This is a genomic window from Hyphomicrobium sp. (assembly GCF_041674905.1).
Classification (GTDB): Bacteria; Pseudomonadota; Alphaproteobacteria; order Rhizobiales; family Hyphomicrobiaceae; genus Hyphomicrobium_B.
In genome coordinates this window covers 49,656-69,521 of sequence record NZ_JBAYUV010000009.1, presented here as the reverse complement: position 1 = coordinate 69,521, position 19,866 = coordinate 49,656, and the positions used below count along the sequence as shown (strand labels likewise).

The following is a 19,866-nucleotide window of genomic DNA, read 5'->3' as shown; positions in this document are numbered from 1 at the left end:
TTTCCGATCGCACGTTAATTGACTTTGCGTTGATGTGCTTTCCCGCGGGGGGATCGATCCGATGACCACTCTGAAAACCGCCACGCCCTACCGTTCATCCCTCGACGTCGCGGCCATCGGCAACGGCCGCATAGCGGCGCTCATCGAATCCGGTGGCCGCATTGTCTGGTGGTGCTTTCCGAGACTTGATGGCGATCCGGTTTTCTGCCGCCTGCTCTCGGGAAACGAAGACAAAGGATTTTGCGATATCCAGCTCGATGGGCAAGTCTCGGCAACATCGAGTTACGTGCGCAATACCTGCATCCTTGAAACCATCCTCGTCGCGAGCAACGGCGCACGCGTCAAGATCACCGACTTCGCGCCGCGTTTTGTGCGCTTTGGCCGGTCGTTTCATCCGACTCAACTCATCCGCCGCATCGAGCCGTTGAACGGTTTGCCTCGTATCGCCTGCCGCGTACGGCCGACATTCGGATATGGCGAGTCGACCGCATCTGCTTCGCAAGGATCCAACCACGTTCGCTATAGCAGTCCCGGCTCAACGGCCATTCGTGTCACGACCGACCTCGCCGTATCTTACGTCGTGCACGAGACGCCATTTGCACTGACGCATCCCGTCACGCTTGTCCTCGGCAGCGACGAGCCGATAGAAAGTTCGATCGACGCGATGTCGCGCGAATTCCTCGACCAGACGCGCGACTATTGGGTACAGTGGGTGCGCGGGCTCGCCATCGCATACGAATGGCAGCCCGACGTCATACGGGCCGCCATTTCCCTGAAGCTCTGCACGTTCGAGGAAACCGGCGCCATCACCGCGGCGCTCACAACGTCGATACCCGAAGCACCGAATACGCCGCGCACATGGGATTATCGCTTCTGCTGGCTGCGCGACGCATATTTTGTCATCCGCGCGCTGAACCGCCTCGGCGCGACGCAATCGATGGAAAACTACCTCGGCTATATCACCACCATTATCGCCGACACCGAGAACCCGCTGAAGCCGCTCTACGGAATTGTTCATAACGACACGATCGATGAGCGTATCGCGCCAGGTTTGCAGGGATTTCTCGGCATGGGGCCTGTCCGCGTCGGCAATCTTGCATCGATACAGCTGCAGCACGATGCCTATGGCAGCGTCATTCTCGGCGCCGCGCAGATGTTTATCGACCAGCGGCTGCCGCGGATGGGCGATGCCAGCCTGTTTCACGAGCTCGAGCATCTGGGCCAGCAGGCTCGGCGGCTCTACCTTCAGCCCGACGCCGGCATCTGGGAGTATCGCGGACGCGAGCGCATTCATACGCACTCCGCGACGATGTGCTGGGTCGCCTGCGATCGCCTGGCGAGGATCGCCGGTCTGCTCGGGCTTCAGGAGCGCGCCGTCTACTGGAAGCAATCGGCCGATAAAATTCGCTCGGAAATCCTGACACGCGCATGGAGCGAAAAGCGCGGTGCTTTCACAGGCGCATTCGACAACCACGAACTCGATGCGAGCGTTCTGCTCCTCGCCGAGCTTGGCCTCGTTGCACCGAGCGACCCGCGCTTTATCAAGACGTGCGAAACGATCGGCCGCGAGTTGATGCGCAACGGATTGATGCTGCGGTACGCCGCCGAGGACGACTTCGGATTACCCGAGTCCGCGTTCCTGGCTTGCCAATTCTGGTACATCGACGCCCTCGCACTCATCGGCCGGACCAACGACGCGAGAGACCTGTTCGGCGAGTTACTTGAGCATTGCAATGCATTCGGAATGCTGAGCGAGGATCTGCACCCCGCAACCGGCCAGCTATGGGGCAACATCCCACAAACCTATTCCATGGCCGGATTGATCAATTCCGCGATGAATCTGTCGCGCCGCTGGGACGATGCCTGGGCTCCGTCACCACATCCGGCGCGACTGGAGGACGCCGCCGACCCGACGACGACGCAAACGGCAGAAACGCTTCAGCGTCGCGCATGACATCACGATTTCGAATGAACCGCGCGTCGTCCGCGCGTCCTGCCGGTCGTCGTCTGCTTGATGACGGCCTTCATTCTGCAAACCACGCCGTCGGCGGAAAATTCGCGCTCGACTTTGGCGCTCGGAAATCCACTGTCGATCAGGAGGGAGCCGAGCCCTCGCCGCTCCGGCTGAGATACCGCCGGCCCGCCGCGCTCTTCCCACATGAGTTCGAATTGCGCGTCGTCATCGTTCAGCCGATCGAACGTCCAGGATACCCGGACGATTCCCTTCTCGCCTGACCAGGCTCCGTACTTGATCGCGTTGGTTCCAAGCTCATGCAGCGTCAGCGCCAGCGCGTTCGCGACGTCTCCGGGAACGATCCCATCTGCCCCCTGGATCGTCATCCGCAACGTTCCAGGCGGAACGAGCGGCTTCAGCGTATCGACGACCAATTCATTCAACGAAGCCCCGAGAAAGCTTCGCGTCGCGACGAGATCCATGGCCGTGCCCATCGCGGCGAGCCGTCCGGACAAGGACTTGGCGAAGCTTTGAACGTCGCTGCTGTATCGCGCCGACTGGCTGACGAGCCCGGCGATGACCGCGAACGTGTTCTTCAGCCGGTGACGCAGCTCGACGTTCAGTTGCTCCAAATGCAGCTCCCCGAGCGCACTGTCCTGCAGCAAGCCTTCATTGCGGTCGCGCTCGTAGAGCAGGCTTTCAACCTTTCTGTTGAGCAGGTGCACGACCGCCACGATCAGCCCCGCCATCAGTGCAAACGCTGAAAGAGCGAGCGCCGTCTCGAATGCGGAATACTGATGAGAAGCAAAAAAATAGAATCGCCACGCAAACGCCAGGGATGCGGCAATGACGAGCAGGCCCGGTCCCGTTCCCGCAAGTAAGGCCGCGATCAGCGCTGCGATGTAGAATGTCAGGAACGGCAAGCTTGTCGGCAGCCAGTTCGACAAGAAGGCGCGCAGAAGCGCCGCGATGACAAAGATCACCACCGCAATCGGATAAGCGAGCACAGGGTTGCGCCGTATTCTCGGCAATACCCGTTCGACGATATTATCGACGAGTTGAACCATCCGCCTCACGAACGGCCCCCTGCCCTTGTTCTGAGAATTCGAGCGGACCCCCTGTTGTTTCCCAACCGGCGACCCAAGACCGGCATTTTATTTCAAGTTGGGTTCGTCTGCTAGACGCCACGTGGGGATGAAGCATCGAACAATTGCGTTGTGCGTACACATGGGAAAGCCTCATCCAGCCCACGGCAGTGACGCATTGGTGCAGCGTTCCATCTCGGCAGGACAGCACTCATTTCGATCATTTCAACAGAACAAAACGAATACCGGTGAACACCCCCAATCGCACTGAGGTTGCGTCTTCGAAACCATATGCTGTCGATGGGATCGGATGGGAACGAGACAATCGCGGCCTTATTTACCCGCCCCTCGATAGACATCGTTAACTTTGCTTATCAGCCAAAGCAATTTGCGCCTTTGCGGTAGCAATTGGCTAACTATCCGCACTGAATATCTAACCCCCGCTATCGAAACCTCACGAGTATCCCGCATACATATTTGTTCGCCGGAAAGGGCTAACGTCCAAGTTAGAATTTGGGGAAAATTTGGATGGAGTGCTGCCACACACTTTAACGATTAACCCTTGGACGTGATGGGCGTTTGAATACGTGAGAGTAGCAATTGCGGCCGGGGGCACACGGCACGGGAAAAATTTTCGACCGTTGCGGCTCGACGCAAATCGCGTCGACATCTGGCGTTGCTATCCGAATTCAATCGAGCGTGGCCAGATCCGCAATTATGTCGCCGCGTTGAGCCGAAGCGATCTCGCACGATATCGCAAAATGCGAAGCGCTGAACGGAGACAGCATTTCCTGGTCGGCCGCTCGCTAATTCGCCACGCTCTTTCGCAGTATGCGAATGTACCGGCCTCGTCGTGGCGCTTTGTCAGCAACGAGCACGGCCGCCCTGCCGTCGATTGGCCGCGCACTTGCCGCAATATCCATTTCAATCTCTCCCACACGCCGGGGTTAATCGCGATGGCCGTCAGCTTGATTCCGGAGATCGGAATTGATGTCGAAAATGTCGATAGACCTGTAGAGATCTCCGATATTGCAGAAATGGTCTTCACAAGCCGCGAGCTGCATCGGCTTTCGCGCCGCTCTCACCAAGAACGCGAAGCTTTTTTCGAACTTTGGACACTTAAGGAGGCCTACATCAAAGCTCGCGGGACGGGCTTCAGCCTCTCGCCTCAAAAATTCGAATTGGCGAACGACAACGGACGAATATCGCTCCAGTGTCGCGCAGACTGCGAGCCAATTCCTGAACGCTGGCAATTCAACACGTTCAAGAATCGTAATTTACAGCTGGCGATTGCGGTCGGCAGCAGGTCGGTTACGCAAATTCGACATCTTGAATGGAAGCCGAATAGCCGAGCGGGCCTCATCAAGCACCCATGAATATCATGTCTCGCTCGCCAGATAACATTCTAGCTGACAGCCCGCGACAAGGGCTGGAGGGCACTCAGCTGTTTCCTTTAACTCAAGGACAGTTGAGCTTCTGGCTGGCGCAGATGCTCGATAGGGAAAGTCCCGCATTCAACATCGGTGAATGCGTCGAGATCCTTGGACCCGTTGATCCCCAGCGCTTCGAGCTGGCGCTTCGCCACGTCGTGGAGAAGACGGATGCGCTTCACCTGCGAATTGTCGAAACCGAAAGCGGTCCCCGCCAATACTTTAAGTACGAACCAAATTGGGAGCTGACCGATATCGACTTCAGCGCCACCGCCGACCCGGACGCTGCGGCGGCAACGTGGATGCGCACGGACATGGCCCGCGCGTTCCTACTGGATCTCGGCCCGCTCTACCGCTTCGTATTGCTTAAAATTTCCTCCAATCGCTACCTTTGGTATGCAGTCAATCATCACCTCATCAACGATGGAGTCGGCTGGAGGCTCCTCCTTGGCAGGGTTGCCGCCGCATACACAGCGATCGCGAAAGACATGCCGATCGATATCGAAAGCGGTGGCTCCTGGAATGACGTGTTTGCCGAGGAACTCGCCTATAGAAATTCCGGTCATTACCGGCGCGACCGGACTTTCTGGACGACCCAACTCGCCGGACTGCCGCCACGCGTCACGCTCTCGGGAAAGCCGGCACGCAAACCCCTTGGGTTCCAAAAGATCGTCGGCTGGATTCCACACTCGCTCGATCTGGACGATGCGGGACTGCGCTATGGTGCCAACGCACCGGCCGTTCTACTCGCAACGACCGCCATCTACCTGCATCGCGTAACGGGCGCTCGCGACATGATGCTGGCCATGCCGGTCGGAGCCCGGGTCGGCTCTAAAATGCGTTCGATCGTCGGAATGGCCGCGAATGCCGTGCCGTTAAGATTATCGATTTCTCCTGACGATCGGATCGGCGATATCGTTCAGCAATCGGCTCGCAGCATTCGCTCGGCCATGCGCCACCAGCGCTATCGCCTGGAGGATATGCGACGCGACCTTGGCCTTGGCCCGCGCGACGGCGAGATTGCCGGTACTCTCGTCAATTTCACGCCGCTCGACGATGACGTGACGTTCGAAAACGCAAGTATTCTGCGCAACCCACTTGGCAACTGGTGGGTGGAAGACATGCAGATCGTTTTCTACGGCGGCCGCCATCCTTCAGGCCTGCGGATAGATTTTATCGCAAATTCCGCACACTATAGCGAGGACGACGTCGCAGCTCACTGCAATCGCTTCATAGAGCTGCTGACCGAAGTGGCATCGCTTGCCGGAGACGAACCTGTCAGCGCCGTCAGGACACCGGCGGCGCTCCTCGGAAGCAGGGAACCAGACGGCGTCAGTCAAACTCCAAGCGAAAATCAGATCGAGAGACAAGACGCGCATCGCACAGCGCCGCCAAGCACGGTCACGGAAATCAGTCTCGCTGAAATTTGGCGCGACATTCTACACTGCCGAACGGTCAACAAAGGTGATGATTTCTTCGACATAGGTGGCGATTCCCTGCTCGCGAATCTGCTCATGACGCGCGTCCGGAAGGTCTACCAGCTCAATTTACCGCTCAGTGTTGTCTTCGAAGCGCCGACATTGGAGTCTCTTGCCACGCGCATCGACGCGGCCGCCAAGGAGAAAGGCGACTCGGCACCTCCGCTAGCGATAAGTCGTGTCGCCGATGGCGAACCCGCGCCATTGTCGTTTTCGCAGCATCGTATGTGGCTCATCCACTCGCTTGACCCTGGCAACTCCGCCTACAACATGTCCGGCGCGACGAAGCTCATCGGAAATCTCAATGTTTCGGCCCTTTCCGAAGCCATCAACTTGCTGCGTCACCGCCATGAAATTCTGCGAACAACATACGAGATCGCTGAGGAAACGATCGTTCAGCGCGTGCAGGATTGGAAACGCGAGCCACTCCAGATCATTGATCTGACCCACGGGTTTGATGATCCCGAAACGGAAGCCGTGCGACGCGCGAACGATATCGCCGCCGCGCCGATTGATCTCGCCGCAGGCCCCGTTTTTAGCTGCGTTCTTATGCGCATAAGCGCAGATGAGCACGTGCTTCAAACGACCGTCCATCATATCGCTGGCGACCAGTGGTCGTTTGGAATTCTCGGGCGCGAGCTAGCAGCCCTTTATAACGCGGCGCGAAGCGGTCATACCCTCGATCTACCCTCTCCGCAGATCCGATACCTCGATTACGCGCGCTGGCAGCAGACTTGGCTCGACGGTCCGGAAATGACCTCGCACCTGCAGTACTGGCGGCGGACCCTTAAAAACGTTCCCGCTCTCGAATTGCCAAGCGACCGGCAACGACCGAGGATTCAAACCCTCAAGGGGAGCTATTGCGTTTGCGAGATTCCCTACGAGCTTCTCGATAAACTCGAGCAGCTCGGGCGTCGCGAGTCGACCACGCTGTTCATGACGATGTTCGCGGGCTTTGCCACGTTGCTGCATCGTCTTTCCAATCAAACCGATTTTGCCGTCGGCGTGCCGGTGGCCAATCGCACGCATAGTGCGGTGGAAAATGTTGTCGGCACATTCGTCAATACCCTGGCATTGCGTGTCGATCTTGCCAGCGATCCCATCTTCAGTGCTCTGCTCCAGCGCGTGCGCGCAACGACCCTGGACGCGTTCGCGCATCAGGATGTACCGTTCGACAAAATCGTGCAGGAGATCCTGTCGACGCGCGACACCAGTCGTCCGCCGTTAGTCCAGGTCATGTTCAATATGCTGAACGCTCCGATGCATGGCATCGATCTGGACGGCATTAAGTGGGAGCCGGTTTTCATCGACCGGCAGGGGGCGCAGTTCGAACTGAGCATGTCGGTTGACTGCCAAGTCACTCGAACCGTCACGGTCGAATACAACAGCGATCTGTTCGAGCGCGCAACGGTCGAACGCTTTATCGCGCGCTATCTTCGCCTTCTCGAGAGCGCCGTCACGGCTCCTGACACGAAGCTTTCCGAACTCGATATTCTCCCGTCCGGCGAACGCCAGCTCGTGCTTAAAACCTGGAACGCAACAAGCGCGCCGGCTCCGCAACGGCCTTTTATCGCGATGTTCGAAGAGCGCGCATTGCGATCCTTGAATTCGCCTGCGGTGACGTTCGAGGCGACCACCCTGACATATGGCGACTTGAACGCTCGGGCCGATGCGCTTGCCCACAAACTCAATATACTTGGCGCGAGCCGGGGATCGGTCATCGGCATTTGCCTTGACCGATCGCTGGAGATGTTGATCGCACTTCTCGCGGTCCAGAAATCAGGCGGCGCCTATGTGCCTCTCGACCCACAGCTCCCGCCGAAGCGCCTGGAATACATGGCCACCGACAGCGGCATGGATCTCATCATCGCGACTGACAGCACAATCGGAACATTCAAGTTGCCGCCGCATGTGAGGATCGTCGATCCCGAGGCATCGGCCTCGTTGGATACCGCTTTCACACCGAGCCTCGCACATTCCGCACTCACATCAGATCCCGCGTATATCATCTATACATCTGGTTCCACGGGCAAGCCGAAGGCGGTCGCCGTTTCGCACGGCGCGCTGTCCAACCTGCTCTGCTCAATGCAAAAGGAGCCGGGGCTCGGCGCGACCGATGCAATGGCGGCAGTGACCACGATCTCATTCGACATCGCGGGTCTTGAACTCTACGTCCCGCTTTTGGTTGGCGCTCGTATCGAACTCGTGCCATCTGAGAAAACTGGCGACGCCTACGCTCTGTCGCAACTGCTCGACGCGAGCGGCATCACCGTCATGCAGGCAACACCTGCAACGTGGCGGATGCTTTTGGACGCAGGCTGGCAAGGCGGTCCCCAATTCCGGGCCTTGTGCGGCGGGGAAACATTACGTCCGGAACTGGCAAGTGCTCTGCTTGCGCGCGTTGGCGAACTTTGGAATCTCTATGGACCGACCGAGACGACGATTTGGTCGACGGTTGAGCGCATCCATACGGGCGACGATCCAATCAGCATCGGCAAACCGATCGACAATACGCGCGTTTATATCCTGAGCGGCGATACCCCCGCGCCAATAGGGAGTGCCGGCGAAATTTGCATCGGCGGCGACGGGGTCGCGATCGGCTATCACGGACAGCCGGAGCTGACGGCCACACGGTTTCAAAGCGATCCATTTGTAAAGGGCGGGACGGCACGCATCTATCGGACGGGCGATCTGGGTCGTTGGGGGAAAGACGGCCGGCTCTATCACCTGGGCCGCATGGATCACCAGGTCAAAATTCGTGGATTCCGTATCGAACTCGGCGAGATCGAGACTGTGCTCCGCGCACATCCTGCGGTCCGCGAGGCGATCATCGCCGCCCGCGATGCTGGTCCGTCCGATACCAGGCTCGTTGCCTACGTCATCTACGCGCGCGGCCATGAACCAACGACCAGTGAGTTGCGCGGATACCTTCGCCTGCAACTGCCGGACTACATGGTCCCCTCATTGATCGTCACGCTCGATCGCCTGCCGCTGACGCCGAATGGAAAGATCGATCGCAACGCTCTGCCCAACCCTTTCGCGGGTGTCTCGTTACTGTCGAGCGCGAGCGACGAGCCGGCGCCCGGCAAGGAAGAACTGATCGCCGGCATTTGGCGTGAATTGCTCAAGATCGACCGCGTAGGCCCAGATGATAATTTCTTCGATGTCGGCGGCCACTCGTTGCTGGCGTTGCGCGTCGTCGCTCAGATCGAGAAGCGAACTGGAACGCGCTTGGATCCACGCATTCTGTTCTTCCAGACACTACGTCAAATCGCGGCAGCCCTACCTGACGTTGAGATCTGGAACCAATGACACCGTTCTATTTTGGTAGCCCGGAACGGCGCTTGTTCGGCCTGTACGATCCGGCCCGCAATCCCGCAGGCAAAGTGCGGGCGGCCGTGTTCTGTCATCCTTCAGGCGATGAACACGTCCACGCCTATCGCACGATGCGGCAGCTGGCCTCCAGGCTGTCGGCCGTCGGCGTTCATGTTCTGAGATTTGACTACTACGGAACGGGGGACTCGGCAGGCGAGACCGGAGACAGCAGCATTGCGGGATGGTGCAACGACATCAGAACCGCAATTGCTGAACTCAAGGATATGACTCAGGCTGTCGACGTGTCGTTAGTCGGACTGAGATGCGGGGCGAACATGGCCGCGCGCGTTGCCGTCGAGTGTCCCAATGAAGTTGCCGATGTCGTTCTTTGGGACCCTGTGACAGCCGCTCAAGAGTTCTTCGTCGAAAGTCAGTCAGGTGACGATTTTCATCAGTTCGATCTGTCGTTGCTTGCCGACGATTTGCCACCACGCACGCTCGTCGTTCTGACTGGGCCGTCGTCGCGATCGGAAAAATTGGAACGCCTTTCCGTTGCGCGGTTCGCCGGTGTCTCGCCGTGGATCGAGGAGCGGACGGCAACCGGCACGATTCCCTTGGAAGCGCTGCAAGGAATCGTGAAATGGCTGACGTGATGAACGGGTTTACCGAGCAGGCTTTGATGTTTGGCCGTTCGAGATCTCTCGTCGGCATCTTGGTGCGGCCGGCCTCCGAGTGCCAGGCTCGACGGCCGACGGTCGTCATCTTGAATACCGGGATCATCCACCGGGTCGGACATCATAGGATGTATGTCACATTAGCCCGCCAGCTTGCGGCAAGCGGCCACTCCGTTCTGCGCTTCGATTTTTCAGGGATCGGCGATAGCCGCAGTCGCGATGGCGTCTTGGACCCAACTGCGGCTTGTCTGGAAGATGTTTCCGAAGCGCTCAATTACCTTGGCGATTTAGGTTTGGGCGGCACGTTCATTCTCGTGGGCCTGTGCTCGGGTGCGGATATCGCGCTGCGTTATGGGCCTTCGGACGAACGCGTGGTCGGGCTCGTGCTTCTTGATCCGACTATTCCGCCGACTGTTCGTTTTTATGCCCACTACATCGGTCGGCGGCTGATGCGATCGCGGAGCTGGCTGACATTCGCTCGCGGACGCGGACGCATCTGGCAAGACATGATCGAGCGTGCAAGACTGTTGTTCACGGCACGACCGCAGGAAGGCCGATCAAGCGTCATCGATCCCCAGATCCGCGGCGAACTCGAACGGGTCTACAAGGCGCTCGTGACACGCGGCACCCGACTCCTCGTGGTCCTGACCGGCGGATCGATGCAGGGACGTCAAAGCTACCGCGAACAGCTCCTGGAGGCTTTCCCGAACGTACCCTTCGATGATGCACTGGTACTCGAGCACTTCGAAGATTCAGATCATACCTTCACGTCAGCCAGCCAGCGCGAGCGGCTGAAGAAAGTTGTGCTTGATTGGACCGGCACGATGCCCTTTGCAGCAGAAGCAACGTCACGGCGCTCCCGGCACACTTGACTATCTGCGGTCCGAGCGCTCGCGCCGAAAGACCGTCAACCTGCGCGATGCAGCCATCACCTGTAAAATCTCGTTCCAAAGCCAGTGATTGGTGGCGCGAAGCCCTGAAATCCATCCCAGGCTTCCGAGCACGCCGACAATCGCAAGAACGACGAAGGGCCCTTCATCTGGCGACGCAAGCCAGAGCATGATCGGTCCGACACAAGCCGCCGCCGTAACTGTCGCGCTGCGCAGACAAATTCCAATGAGTTCACCCCATCGGAATTTTAGGATGCGGCGGACGGTGATTACTGACAGTCCCGCATTGATCGGCATGGCGACGAGCATGCTCAACGCGGCCGCGTGCAACCCGTGCGCGGCCGTCGCCAAGAGAGCCGTCCCGGTGACGACGGCTTGCAACGTGAGCAGTCGCGGCAGGATATGCACGCTATCGGCCGCAACGAGGATCGAAAACTGCAGGACGATTGGAACAGCAAGCAACAACGCCGGTGCGAGAATTTGGACCAACGGCACGACAGCAAGCCATTGGTGCCCGAGAATCAATTCAACAACCGGTTGGGCGAATATCGCCAGCATGATCATGAACGGCCAATATATGGCAGTGACGATCGACAGCGCCTTGAGGTAGGCGCTTTTCAAATCCCCACCCTCGCGGGATCGGCGTGAGAGTTCGGGTAATGCCACCGTTCCGACCGCGGCGAGCAACAGCCGCTCCGGAAACAAGCAAAGAAGGATAGCGCGATGCCCGATCGCCAGCTCTGCGGCGGTCAGCAACTTGCCGAATATCAGGATCGGAACGGCCTCCGCGATCCGGCCAAGAATTGCAGTCGCACTGCTGTAGGCACCAAAGCCGATAACACTTCGCCAATCGCTCAGCGACGGCTTGTAAATTGAAAAATTGCGAATGACGGCAAGATAAATCAGCGTACCGGTGCATGCGGACGCAACTGCGCCCCATGCAAAGCTGTTGGCTTTAAAACCCGCGAAAGCAAGTATCACGGAGACGAGCGCTCCGGCCAAGGCTGCTGCACAATTTATGAGTGCCAGACGATTGAAGGCCATATTGCGGCTCAAGAGCGCCTGCTGCGGATAAAGCAGCGTGCCAAGTGCGTATCCCAACACGGCGATGCGCAAATACGATCCGAGTTCTGACATTCCGAAGACGCGGGCGAGCGGCTCGGCCAGCACAACCAGCACCGTTGTAACCATCACCGTCACGAGAAAATTGATAGTCGTAGTCGAACGGATTTTGTTGTGAGTGAGATCGCCTTCTCGAATGAGGAATGTACCCCCCGCGACTTCCCTCACCGCCTCTGCAACGCCGATGATAGCTCCGCCCAGAGCAGCAACGCCGAACTCCGCCGGAGTAAGCAATCGGGCAAGAAATAACGTCGCCGAAAAATTGATGGCGATGATGAAATATTGTCCGACCGATGCCCAGACGACCGCGCGGCGTAGAGTGCTCATGTCATGACCGGGTCGGACGAGCAGTTTTCATGTGAGCGATGGCCGTCTAAAATCTTTCGTCCGCAGAGCGCGACGCCAGGACCGCACACTAACGGTCGACAATGTTCATGCCAGCACGACCTGAAGAATAGCTGAATGCCGCAATGGCTGCTGACCGGGCCAGTCCTGCTTCAGAGGGCCAAAGGCGCTATCGCTTGAGGTCATTGGTTAAAATCGCCGAGAAGGGTCGCCGGATATGTTGCATAATCAGTAATACCGCTACTTTTTGGCACCGCACAAACTACGGAACTCTAAGCAATCTCGGACGTTTAGCACTTTGGAACTGGCGCATCCGCCCGGTCATTTCAGTCACTCATCTCAGCCAGAGCGATGGCGGCACGGAAGGAAAAGGCGTTGTCACGGCTTGTCATGGTATCCAATCGCGTCATCGATTTTGGCGCCGCATCGCAAGCTGGCGGCGTCAGCGTCGCAATCTACGATGCCCTTGCCCGTCACAGCGGGTTTTGGTTCGGCTGGAACGGCCAGGTTGAAGAGACGGAGACACCCGAGACCGTGGTGTCCCGCGATGGCAACCACACGACCGCGACGATCCCGCTGACGGCAGCTGATTACAACGATTTCTACCTTGGCTATTCCAACTCGGTGCTCTGGCCGGTTTTTCACAACCGCCTCGATCTCGCCCAGTTCGAGGCGGGATATTATTCACGCTACGTCGCGGTGAATGAGAAATTCGCGACACACCTCGCCCCCCTGATCGAGCCGGACGACGTGATCTGGATTCACGACTACCACTTGTTTCCTATGGCGCTCGAATTGCGCAAGCGCGGCATCGAAAACCCGATCGGCTTTTTCCTGCACATCCCAGTCGGCCCCGCACAAGCCTTGATTGCGATCCCCGAACACCGCGAGATTGCCCGCGCCTTGGGCGCATATGACCTCGTCGGCGTGCAAACGCATCGCGACGTCCGCAACCTCATCGACTTCCTTCAGCAGAGCGTATTCGGAAGCCTTCTCCCCTCGGGGCGCATTCGCGCCTGCGACGCCGAGTTTGACATCGGATGCTTTCCGGTTGGCATCGACTCCAACTATTTCGCGAATTCGCCGATCACACAGGATGGCGAAAATCCGGAGGCAAGCCGCATTATCGGCATCGACAGGCTCGATTATACGAAGGGACTGCCACAGAAATTCCGCGCCTTCGGCAAGTTACTCGAAGATTGCCCGGAGCATCGCCGGCGCATCGTGCTCTCGCAATTCGCTCCGCCGACGCGCGAAAGCGTTGAAGCCTATGCGGACATCCGGTCTGAGCTTGAATCGCTGTCAGGCGCGATAAACGGGCGTTTCGGCGAACTCGACTGGGTGCCGATCAACTACATCCATCGGCCGATCCCGCGAAGCGAGTTGCGCGATGTCTATCGCTCGTCGCGCATTTGTTGGGTCACCCCGCTGATGGACGGCATGAACCTGGTTTCGAAAGAGTACGTCGCCTCGCAAGATCCCAAGGACCCCGGGGTGCTGATCTTGTCGAAGTTTGCAGGCGCGGCGGAGCAGTTGCGCGATGCCGTTCTCGTCAACCCCTACGATCCCAATGACATGGTGCAGGGTCTGAGAAAGGCCTTGGAGATGCCGATTGATGAACGGGTCGCGCGGCACGACAAGCTTGCGAGCATTGTTTGCAAATCGGATGCGTGGGGCACGTCGTTTTTCTCCGCCCTTGTTAAAGCCGGAAAGCGGCGCACCGGCCGGGGACAACCGTCGGCCCGCGTCAGGGCCGCGATGAAACGTCTCGACACGGTGCCGAAAAAGGCTGGTCCCAAGAAATCCGTTGCCGCGCATGTAGGTGGCTAATGCCCGCAGTTGGCGACAGAAGGCAGGGGCTTCGCCAGGACGCTCGTGGCGGCAATCCGAACATCTTGTCGGTCGATATTGGCGGCACGCTGATCAAAGCCGCGATCATCGATCGATCTGGAGCGCTCGTTTCGGAATTCGTGACGACCCCGACACCGCACCCCGCGACGCCTGACACCGTCATCGCCCTCATAACGCGCATCGCCGCTCCACTGCCGGACTTCGGATTGATATCGGTCGGCTTCCCCGGCGTCGTACATCGCGACCACATCGCCACAGCGCCCAATCTCGGCACCGAGCATTGGAAAAACTTCGACCTCGAGCAAGCGCTGCACGACACATTCGGAGCGCCGGTGAGGATCTTGAATGATGCAATCGTCTACGGCCTTGGCGTTGCGCAAGGGCCTGGACGCGAATGCGTGCTGACGTTCGGCACCGGCATGGGCTGCGCCCTTTTCAACGACGGCGCGATATTCTGCGGCCTCGAGCTTGGCCAACACTATGCCCGTGACGGCCAGAACTACGACCAATACGTCGGCCACGCCGCCTATCTCGAGCTTGGACTCGAGGCATGGAACGCGCGGGCGGAACGCGCCATCATGGCCGTTCATGCCCTGACCAACAGCGATCGCATCTATCTCGGAGGCGGCAACTCGCGGCGCATTTCCTTTGCGTTACCGGAATGGGCAACCATCGTCCAACCCTCGTCGGGCGTCGCCGGAGGAGCACGGCTCTGGCATTCCGATATGGACCGCCGCTTCGAGCCGAGGCAACCCGCGATCGAGGAAACGCAGGTCCGCGCATGAATGTCCTCACCATCGGCGGCGCGATGGTCGATACCATCGTCACGATCGCGAGCGATCGCATCGAGCAGATGAAAATGCTCAATGCCGAAAGCTCCTATCTGCTCCTTGAGGAAGGCATCAAGACGGAAGCCGATCAGATTTCGACGAGCACGGGAGGCGGCGCCATCAACGCGGCGGTCGCTGCTGCCCGGCTCGGAAATGCAACATCGACGATCGTCAAACTCGGTCAGGATGCGAAAGCGCGCACCATCCTCGATCGGCTGACAGAGGAAGGCGTCGATCCGCACTGGATTGCAACGGACGACGACGCGCCGACCGGCGCATCCGTGATCGTTTCCTCGCACGACCGCAATGCCGCCGTCTTCACCTACCGCGGCGCCAACACCAAGCTCGAAGCCGCCGACATCCCGACCGCCGCATTCGAACGCATGGATCTCGTTTACGTTGCCAACCTTAGCAATCAATCCGCCGACTGCTATCCGTTGATCGTCGAACGCGCTAAATCAGCTGGCGCAAAGCTTGCCGTGAACCCCGGCGTGCGCCAGCTGACGGCGCGTTACGATGATTTCTGGGCGAGCCTCGGCCACATCGATATTCTCTCGATCAATCGCTCGGAAGCACAGGCGCTGATGCCTCGGCTATTGCAGTCATTCGGCGATGGCGGAGCGCCGCTCGCAATCCGCAGCGGCGAGCCGACGCCTCTCCTCGCAAAGCGCGGGTTGCGCAGTGGCGGTTACGAAATGAGCCTCGGCAAATTTCTCGGCGCCCTTATAAAAGTTGACGTCGGCACGGTCGTTTTGACGGACGGCGCGAACGGAGCATTCCTCGCCAGAGGCAACGATCTCTATTTTCGCGAAGCACCGAATGTCGTCGCGGCGGCAACCACGGGCGCGGGCGATGCGTTCTCCGCCACGTTTGCCTGCTACTCATCTCAGACAAATGATGTCGCGCGGGCGTTGAGCGCGGCCGCACTCAATGCCGCGAGCGTCGTCCAATTCGTCGACACTCAGTCAGGACTTTTGACATTGCAAGCATTGGAAACCGAGATCGAGCGCGCCGGAGCATCAGCCCCGTCGCTCCATAGCTGGTCGATCTAGAGTGCTTCCGGAAAAGTGGGAACCGGTTTTCCGATCAGAAGCACGATAAAACAAAAATCTAGAGCCAATCCGCTATCAACGAAACGCGGAAAGGCTCTAGGGAAGGACGAGATGCACAATCTGAAGAAGGAAACGGCTTCGCGCGCGACAGAGGCGTCACGGCCGAGCCCGGCGACATCCGCACGCAATCGCGTCGAACAACTCCTCCGCGAGCAAACGCCGATAGGGCTGTTCCTCGACATTGACGGAACGCTGCTCGAAATGGCGCTCACACCGACGACGGTCCGTATCCCGCCCGGGCTAGCCGAGTTGCTGGCTGTTGTCGCGACGCGCCTCTCGGGCGCGATGGCGATTGTAACGGGACGACCCATCGCGGAAGCCGACGAGCTGCTTACGCCGATGAAGTTTATTGCGGCCGGAGTTCACGGCGCCGAAATGCGCACAACCGTAACGGGAGAGATTAAACCTCTGACGCCGGCATTCAGTCCGAACCTATTGCATGACATCCGAACGGCGGCCGTCTCGATGCCGGGCATTGTGACAGAGGACAAAGGTACGGGCATCGCGATGCACTACCGGCTCGCGCCGGAATTGCGGGATTCCCTTATGATGACACTTGAATCTCTTGTCCCAAAATATCCCGACCAGTTCGCGATATGGGAAGGCCGGAAAGTCGTCGAGATCCTTCCTATCGGATTTTCGAAGGGCCGTGCACTTCGCACGCTGGCGGGCCTGCCCGAATTTGCCGGTCGTATCCCCGTCATGATCGGCGATGACATCGCCGATATCGGCGCTTTCCATGCCGCTGAAGAGCTGGGCGGATTTGGCTTAAAGGTCGCTGGCGAACTCTTCGCAAGACAGGAAGCCGCGTTTACCGGCCCGGTCGATGTGCTGAGTTGGTTAACTGCATTGCGACCGGCTTCCTGAAACGGCGATCTCGCGTTCGCCAATCAACCGGAAATTGCGCCAACATCCGATCGCTTAATTTTGCTGCACAATCGCAAGTAGCAGCCAATCGCGTGGCACGTGCACGCTAGCCCCAAAAAACATCAAAGTTGCGTGGCCCGACTCTTGCGTAGATCGCTTCATAGGCTCCGCGAAACGGCAATGCTAATGCTTGCAAAAAGCTTAAGCCCTATTAATAATGGGTTTAATAAAAATGAAAAATTTTTTGCAAAGACAATAGATTGCATCGTTACGAGACGCCTTCGCTGAATCGAACGAATTTCCGGTGATGGCTTAATCAGAAGTTGTGTGCGTAGATGACCGATAGCAGTGCAAATGCCACGTACGGCAGTTTTCGCCGCTCTGTCTCGTGGCAAAATCTATTTTCCAAATTTGATACCTGCATTGCGTTCATCGCAATCGCCGAAGCCGCAGGCGTCGTCCTCGCCGCCTATACGGCGAAGTGGCTTTATCTGAATCTCTTTCTGCACGTCGAGCAACCCGAGTGGCCATATCTTGCTCCCGCAGTGCTGCTCGCGCTGATCCAGTATCTGGTCTTGAAACAGGCCGGGCTCTACGACGTTGGAACAATCAAAGATCCGACGGTTTCTTACGGAAAACTGTGGGGCGCACTCGCGACCTCGTTCCTTGTGCTCCTCGGCATTCTTTTCGTACTCAAGTTTGCGGACTGGTATTCGCGCGGCTGGTTCCTGACGTGGTTCGCGCTAAGCGGCACCATGCTTATTGCGTTAAGAATTCTCGCGATGGTGCGCGTGCGCGAGCATATCGCGAATGGCAGCCTATTCCAGCGCGTAGCGCTTTACGGCTCGCCGGACTACGTGAACGCGATAAAGAGCGAGGCGCAAGACGCCGATCACTCGCTTGCCATTGAAAGTTTTTACATCAGTGAACCGTCTGAGGCTGAACAGGCCCCATCGGCGACAACCCGAAGCCTTCTCGATCTGAAAGGCGCGATCGCCCACCGCAAGTTCGACACGGTCATTATTTGCCTTCCCGCCTCTGAAGCAGCCGGCATTCACGAGAGCGTCCGCGAACTCGCATCGTTCTCCACCGATCTTCTGCTGTGCACGGATCTCAATCCGTTCCCTGTCACGGTTCGAGGTGGGCGCACCTTCGGCAAGCTCAGAACCAGCATCGTCAATCTGGTTCCCTTGTCCGAGCGCAATCGATTGCTGAAGTCGCTGCTCGACTTTGTCGTCGCCGGAATCGCCCTGACGCTCCTGGCTCCCTTGCTTGCGCTCATTGCGCTGGCCATCAAGTTGGACAGCCCGGGACCGGTGTTCTTCCGTCAACGTCGTTATGGCCAGAACAACGCCGTCTTCCGGATATTCAAGTTCAGGACGATGACCGTCGCGGAAGACGGCGAGAACGTTCAACAGGCCCAGCGCAATGACGCGAGAGTAACGCGCATTGGCTGGTTCCTGCGCCGGACAAGCCTCGATGAGCTGCCGCAGCTGATCAACGTCCTCAAGGGCGAGATGTCCGTCGTCGGACCACGGCCGCATGCGCTGGCTCACGACACTCTCTTCGAGCAGCAATTGGATCACTTCTCACAGCGCCGTCGCGTCCTCCCGGGCCTGACGGGCTGGGCGCAGGTTAACGGTCATAGAGGCGAGACGCGGACAGAAAAAGACATCCTCAATCGCCTGCAATATGACCTCTACTATATCGACAACTGGTCGATATGGCTCGATATCGAAATCATGGTCCGCACGATTCTGGTGCTGTTTCGTGGGGCCTACTGACACACGCGCGGCACAGGGCACGCCATCTCGATTCAAATCCGTGGATGTTTTTCGCGGCTCAGCAATCGTCGCGATGATCCTCGTCAACGCACAGTTTTCCGACGGCGATAGCTATCGTGAGCTTGTCCACTCGGCCTGGAACGGCTGGACGTTCGCGGATACGGTTTTCCCGGCTTTCCTTTTCATCGTCGGTGTCTCGATCTCGCTCGCTATCCCCGTACGCCTGGCGCGCGGAGACACCCGATCGAGGCTCATGACACATGCCTTGAAAAGGGCATTGCTGCTCTTCGCGCTCGGCGTCGCAATCGACTATTTGCGTATTCCTTCCCACACATTTCCCTATGTCGGCGTGCAGGATCATCTCCAGCTCACAGGCGTGCTGCAGAAAATCGCCATCTGCTATCTCGCAGCCCTACAAATATACCTCTGGACCGGCTTACGCGGCTCTCTCGTTGCGATCGTCGGGCTTAATCTCGTTTATATCGCCTTGCTCTATTTATATCCTGTGCCGCACTGCGGCCCCGGCGTTCTGACGATCGACTGCAGCTTCCCCGGCTATCTCGATCACCTCGTGCTGAATCACTTCCAATGGAACAGCACGGCCTTCGATCCGGACGGGATCGGTGCCATCCTGCCTGCGATCTCGTCAGTTCTCTTCGGTGTGCTCGCGGGTGAAATCGTTCGCCGTCAGCCAGACGCGCCGCGTCGCGCGCTGCACCTTCTGGAAGCTGGATTGCTCCTGCTGACCGCAGGCATGCTGTTGTCAATCTGGATGCCGATCAACAAGCACCTTTGGACCACGTCGTTCGCCGTCTTCATGGCCGGTTTATCCGCGATTGCGCTCGCCGGCACGGTGTGGGTCGTCGACGGTCATGCGCCGCAAACGTGGTACAAACCTCTCGATATTCTGGGCAGAAACGCGATCGTCGCATACCTGTTGTCACGGCCCATCGCGAACATCCCGCGCGTGCACCTCGCCGGAAAGTCTCTCTACACGAGTGTTCTCGCGCCGATGCTTCAACCTCATATCGCATCGCTGGCCTTTGCGATCGTGGTTTTGATCACCGTCTATTTTCTGGTTTGGTTGGCGGACCACCGCAGATGGCGCTTGGGCCTCTAACGACGGCCT

13 protein-coding genes are annotated in these 19,866 nt (G+C 58.5%); 11 read left to right on the top strand and 2 right to left on the bottom strand.

Annotated features, from left to right (window positions below):
• Positions 1–61 precede the first annotated feature (61 nt).
• On the top strand, positions 62–1,954 hold the full coding sequence (locus tag WC026_RS05920; protein WP_372709909.1) for a glycoside hydrolase family 15 protein: 1,893 nt from the start codon (positions 62–64) through the stop codon (positions 1,952–1,954).
• Positions 1,955–1,956: 2 nt separating this feature from the next.
• Here the strand turns inward: WC026_RS05920 and WC026_RS05915 are convergent, their stop codons facing one another.
• Positions 1,957–3,021 (bottom strand): HWE histidine kinase domain-containing protein, encoded by a 1,065-nt coding sequence (locus WC026_RS05915; RefSeq protein WP_372709937.1) that lies wholly within the window; start codon positions 3,019–3,021, stop codon positions 1,957–1,959.
• Positions 3,022–3,680: 659 nt separating this feature from the next.
• Between WC026_RS05915 and WC026_RS05910 the strand changes: the two genes are divergently transcribed.
• Genes WC026_RS05910 through WC026_RS05895 form a run of 4 tightly spaced genes read left to right on the top strand, consistent with a single transcriptional unit; the run spans position 3,681 to position 10,808 of the window.
• A complete protein-coding gene (locus WC026_RS05910; protein ID WP_372709908.1) occupies positions 3,681–4,415 on the top strand; it encodes a 4'-phosphopantetheinyl transferase superfamily protein in 735 nt (244 codons plus the stop codon).
• Positions 4,416–4,420: 5 nt separating this feature from the next.
• Positions 4,421–9,259: an amino acid adenylation domain-containing protein gene (locus tag WC026_RS05905; RefSeq protein WP_372709907.1), complete on the top strand. Its 4,839-nt coding sequence runs from the start codon at positions 4,421–4,423 to the stop codon at positions 9,257–9,259.
• Positions 9,256–9,915 (top strand): serine aminopeptidase domain-containing protein, encoded by a 660-nt coding sequence (locus WC026_RS05900; protein ID WP_372709906.1) that lies wholly within the window; start codon positions 9,256–9,258, stop codon positions 9,913–9,915. The genes WC026_RS05905 and WC026_RS05900 overlap by 4 nt, the downstream gene beginning before the upstream one ends.
• Positions 9,903–10,808 (top strand): alpha/beta fold hydrolase, encoded by a 906-nt coding sequence (locus tag WC026_RS05895; protein WP_372709905.1) that lies wholly within the window; start codon positions 9,903–9,905, stop codon positions 10,806–10,808. The genes WC026_RS05900 and WC026_RS05895 overlap by 13 nt, the downstream gene beginning before the upstream one ends.
• Here WC026_RS05895 and WC026_RS05890 read toward each other — a convergent pair whose 3' ends face one another.
• Positions 10,809–12,275 carry an oligosaccharide flippase family protein gene (locus WC026_RS05890; RefSeq protein ID WP_372709904.1) on the bottom strand — a complete coding sequence of 489 codons (1,467 nt, stop codon included), beginning with the start codon at positions 12,273–12,275 and terminating at the stop codon, positions 10,809–10,811.
• Positions 12,276–12,644: 369 nt separating this feature from the next.
• On the opposite strand from WC026_RS05890, the gene WC026_RS05885 reads away from it, so the two are divergent.
• The 6 genes from WC026_RS05885 to WC026_RS05860 all read left to right on the top strand — a co-directional run bounded on the left by WC026_RS05885 (position 12,645) and on the right by WC026_RS05860 (position 19,857).
• Positions 12,645–14,123: a trehalose-6-phosphate synthase gene (locus WC026_RS05885; protein WP_372709903.1), complete on the top strand. Its 1,479-nt coding sequence runs from the start codon at positions 12,645–12,647 to the stop codon at positions 14,121–14,123.
• Positions 14,123–14,929, top strand: a complete 807-nt coding sequence (locus tag WC026_RS05880; protein ID WP_372709902.1) for an ROK family protein — start codon at positions 14,123–14,125, stop codon at positions 14,927–14,929. The genes WC026_RS05885 and WC026_RS05880 overlap by 1 nt, the downstream gene beginning before the upstream one ends.
• Positions 14,926–16,026 carry a carbohydrate kinase family protein gene (locus WC026_RS05875; protein WP_372709901.1) on the top strand — a complete coding sequence of 367 codons (1,101 nt, stop codon included), beginning with the start codon at positions 14,926–14,928 and terminating at the stop codon, positions 16,024–16,026. The genes WC026_RS05880 and WC026_RS05875 overlap by 4 nt, the downstream gene beginning before the upstream one ends.
• 111 nt (positions 16,027–16,137) lie before the next feature.
• Entirely contained in the window at positions 16,138–16,953 is an 816-nt protein-coding gene (otsB, locus tag WC026_RS05870; protein ID WP_372709900.1) for a trehalose-phosphatase, read from the top strand.
• 335 nt (positions 16,954–17,288) lie between these two features.
• Entirely contained in the window at positions 17,289–18,737 is a 1,449-nt protein-coding gene (locus WC026_RS05865; RefSeq protein ID WP_372709899.1) for an undecaprenyl-phosphate glucose phosphotransferase, read from the top strand.
• Positions 18,738–18,777: 40 nt separating this feature from the next.
• Entirely contained in the window at positions 18,778–19,857 is a 1,080-nt protein-coding gene (locus WC026_RS05860; protein ID WP_372709898.1) for an acyltransferase family protein, read from the top strand.
• Positions 19,858–19,866: the final 9 nt, after the last annotated feature.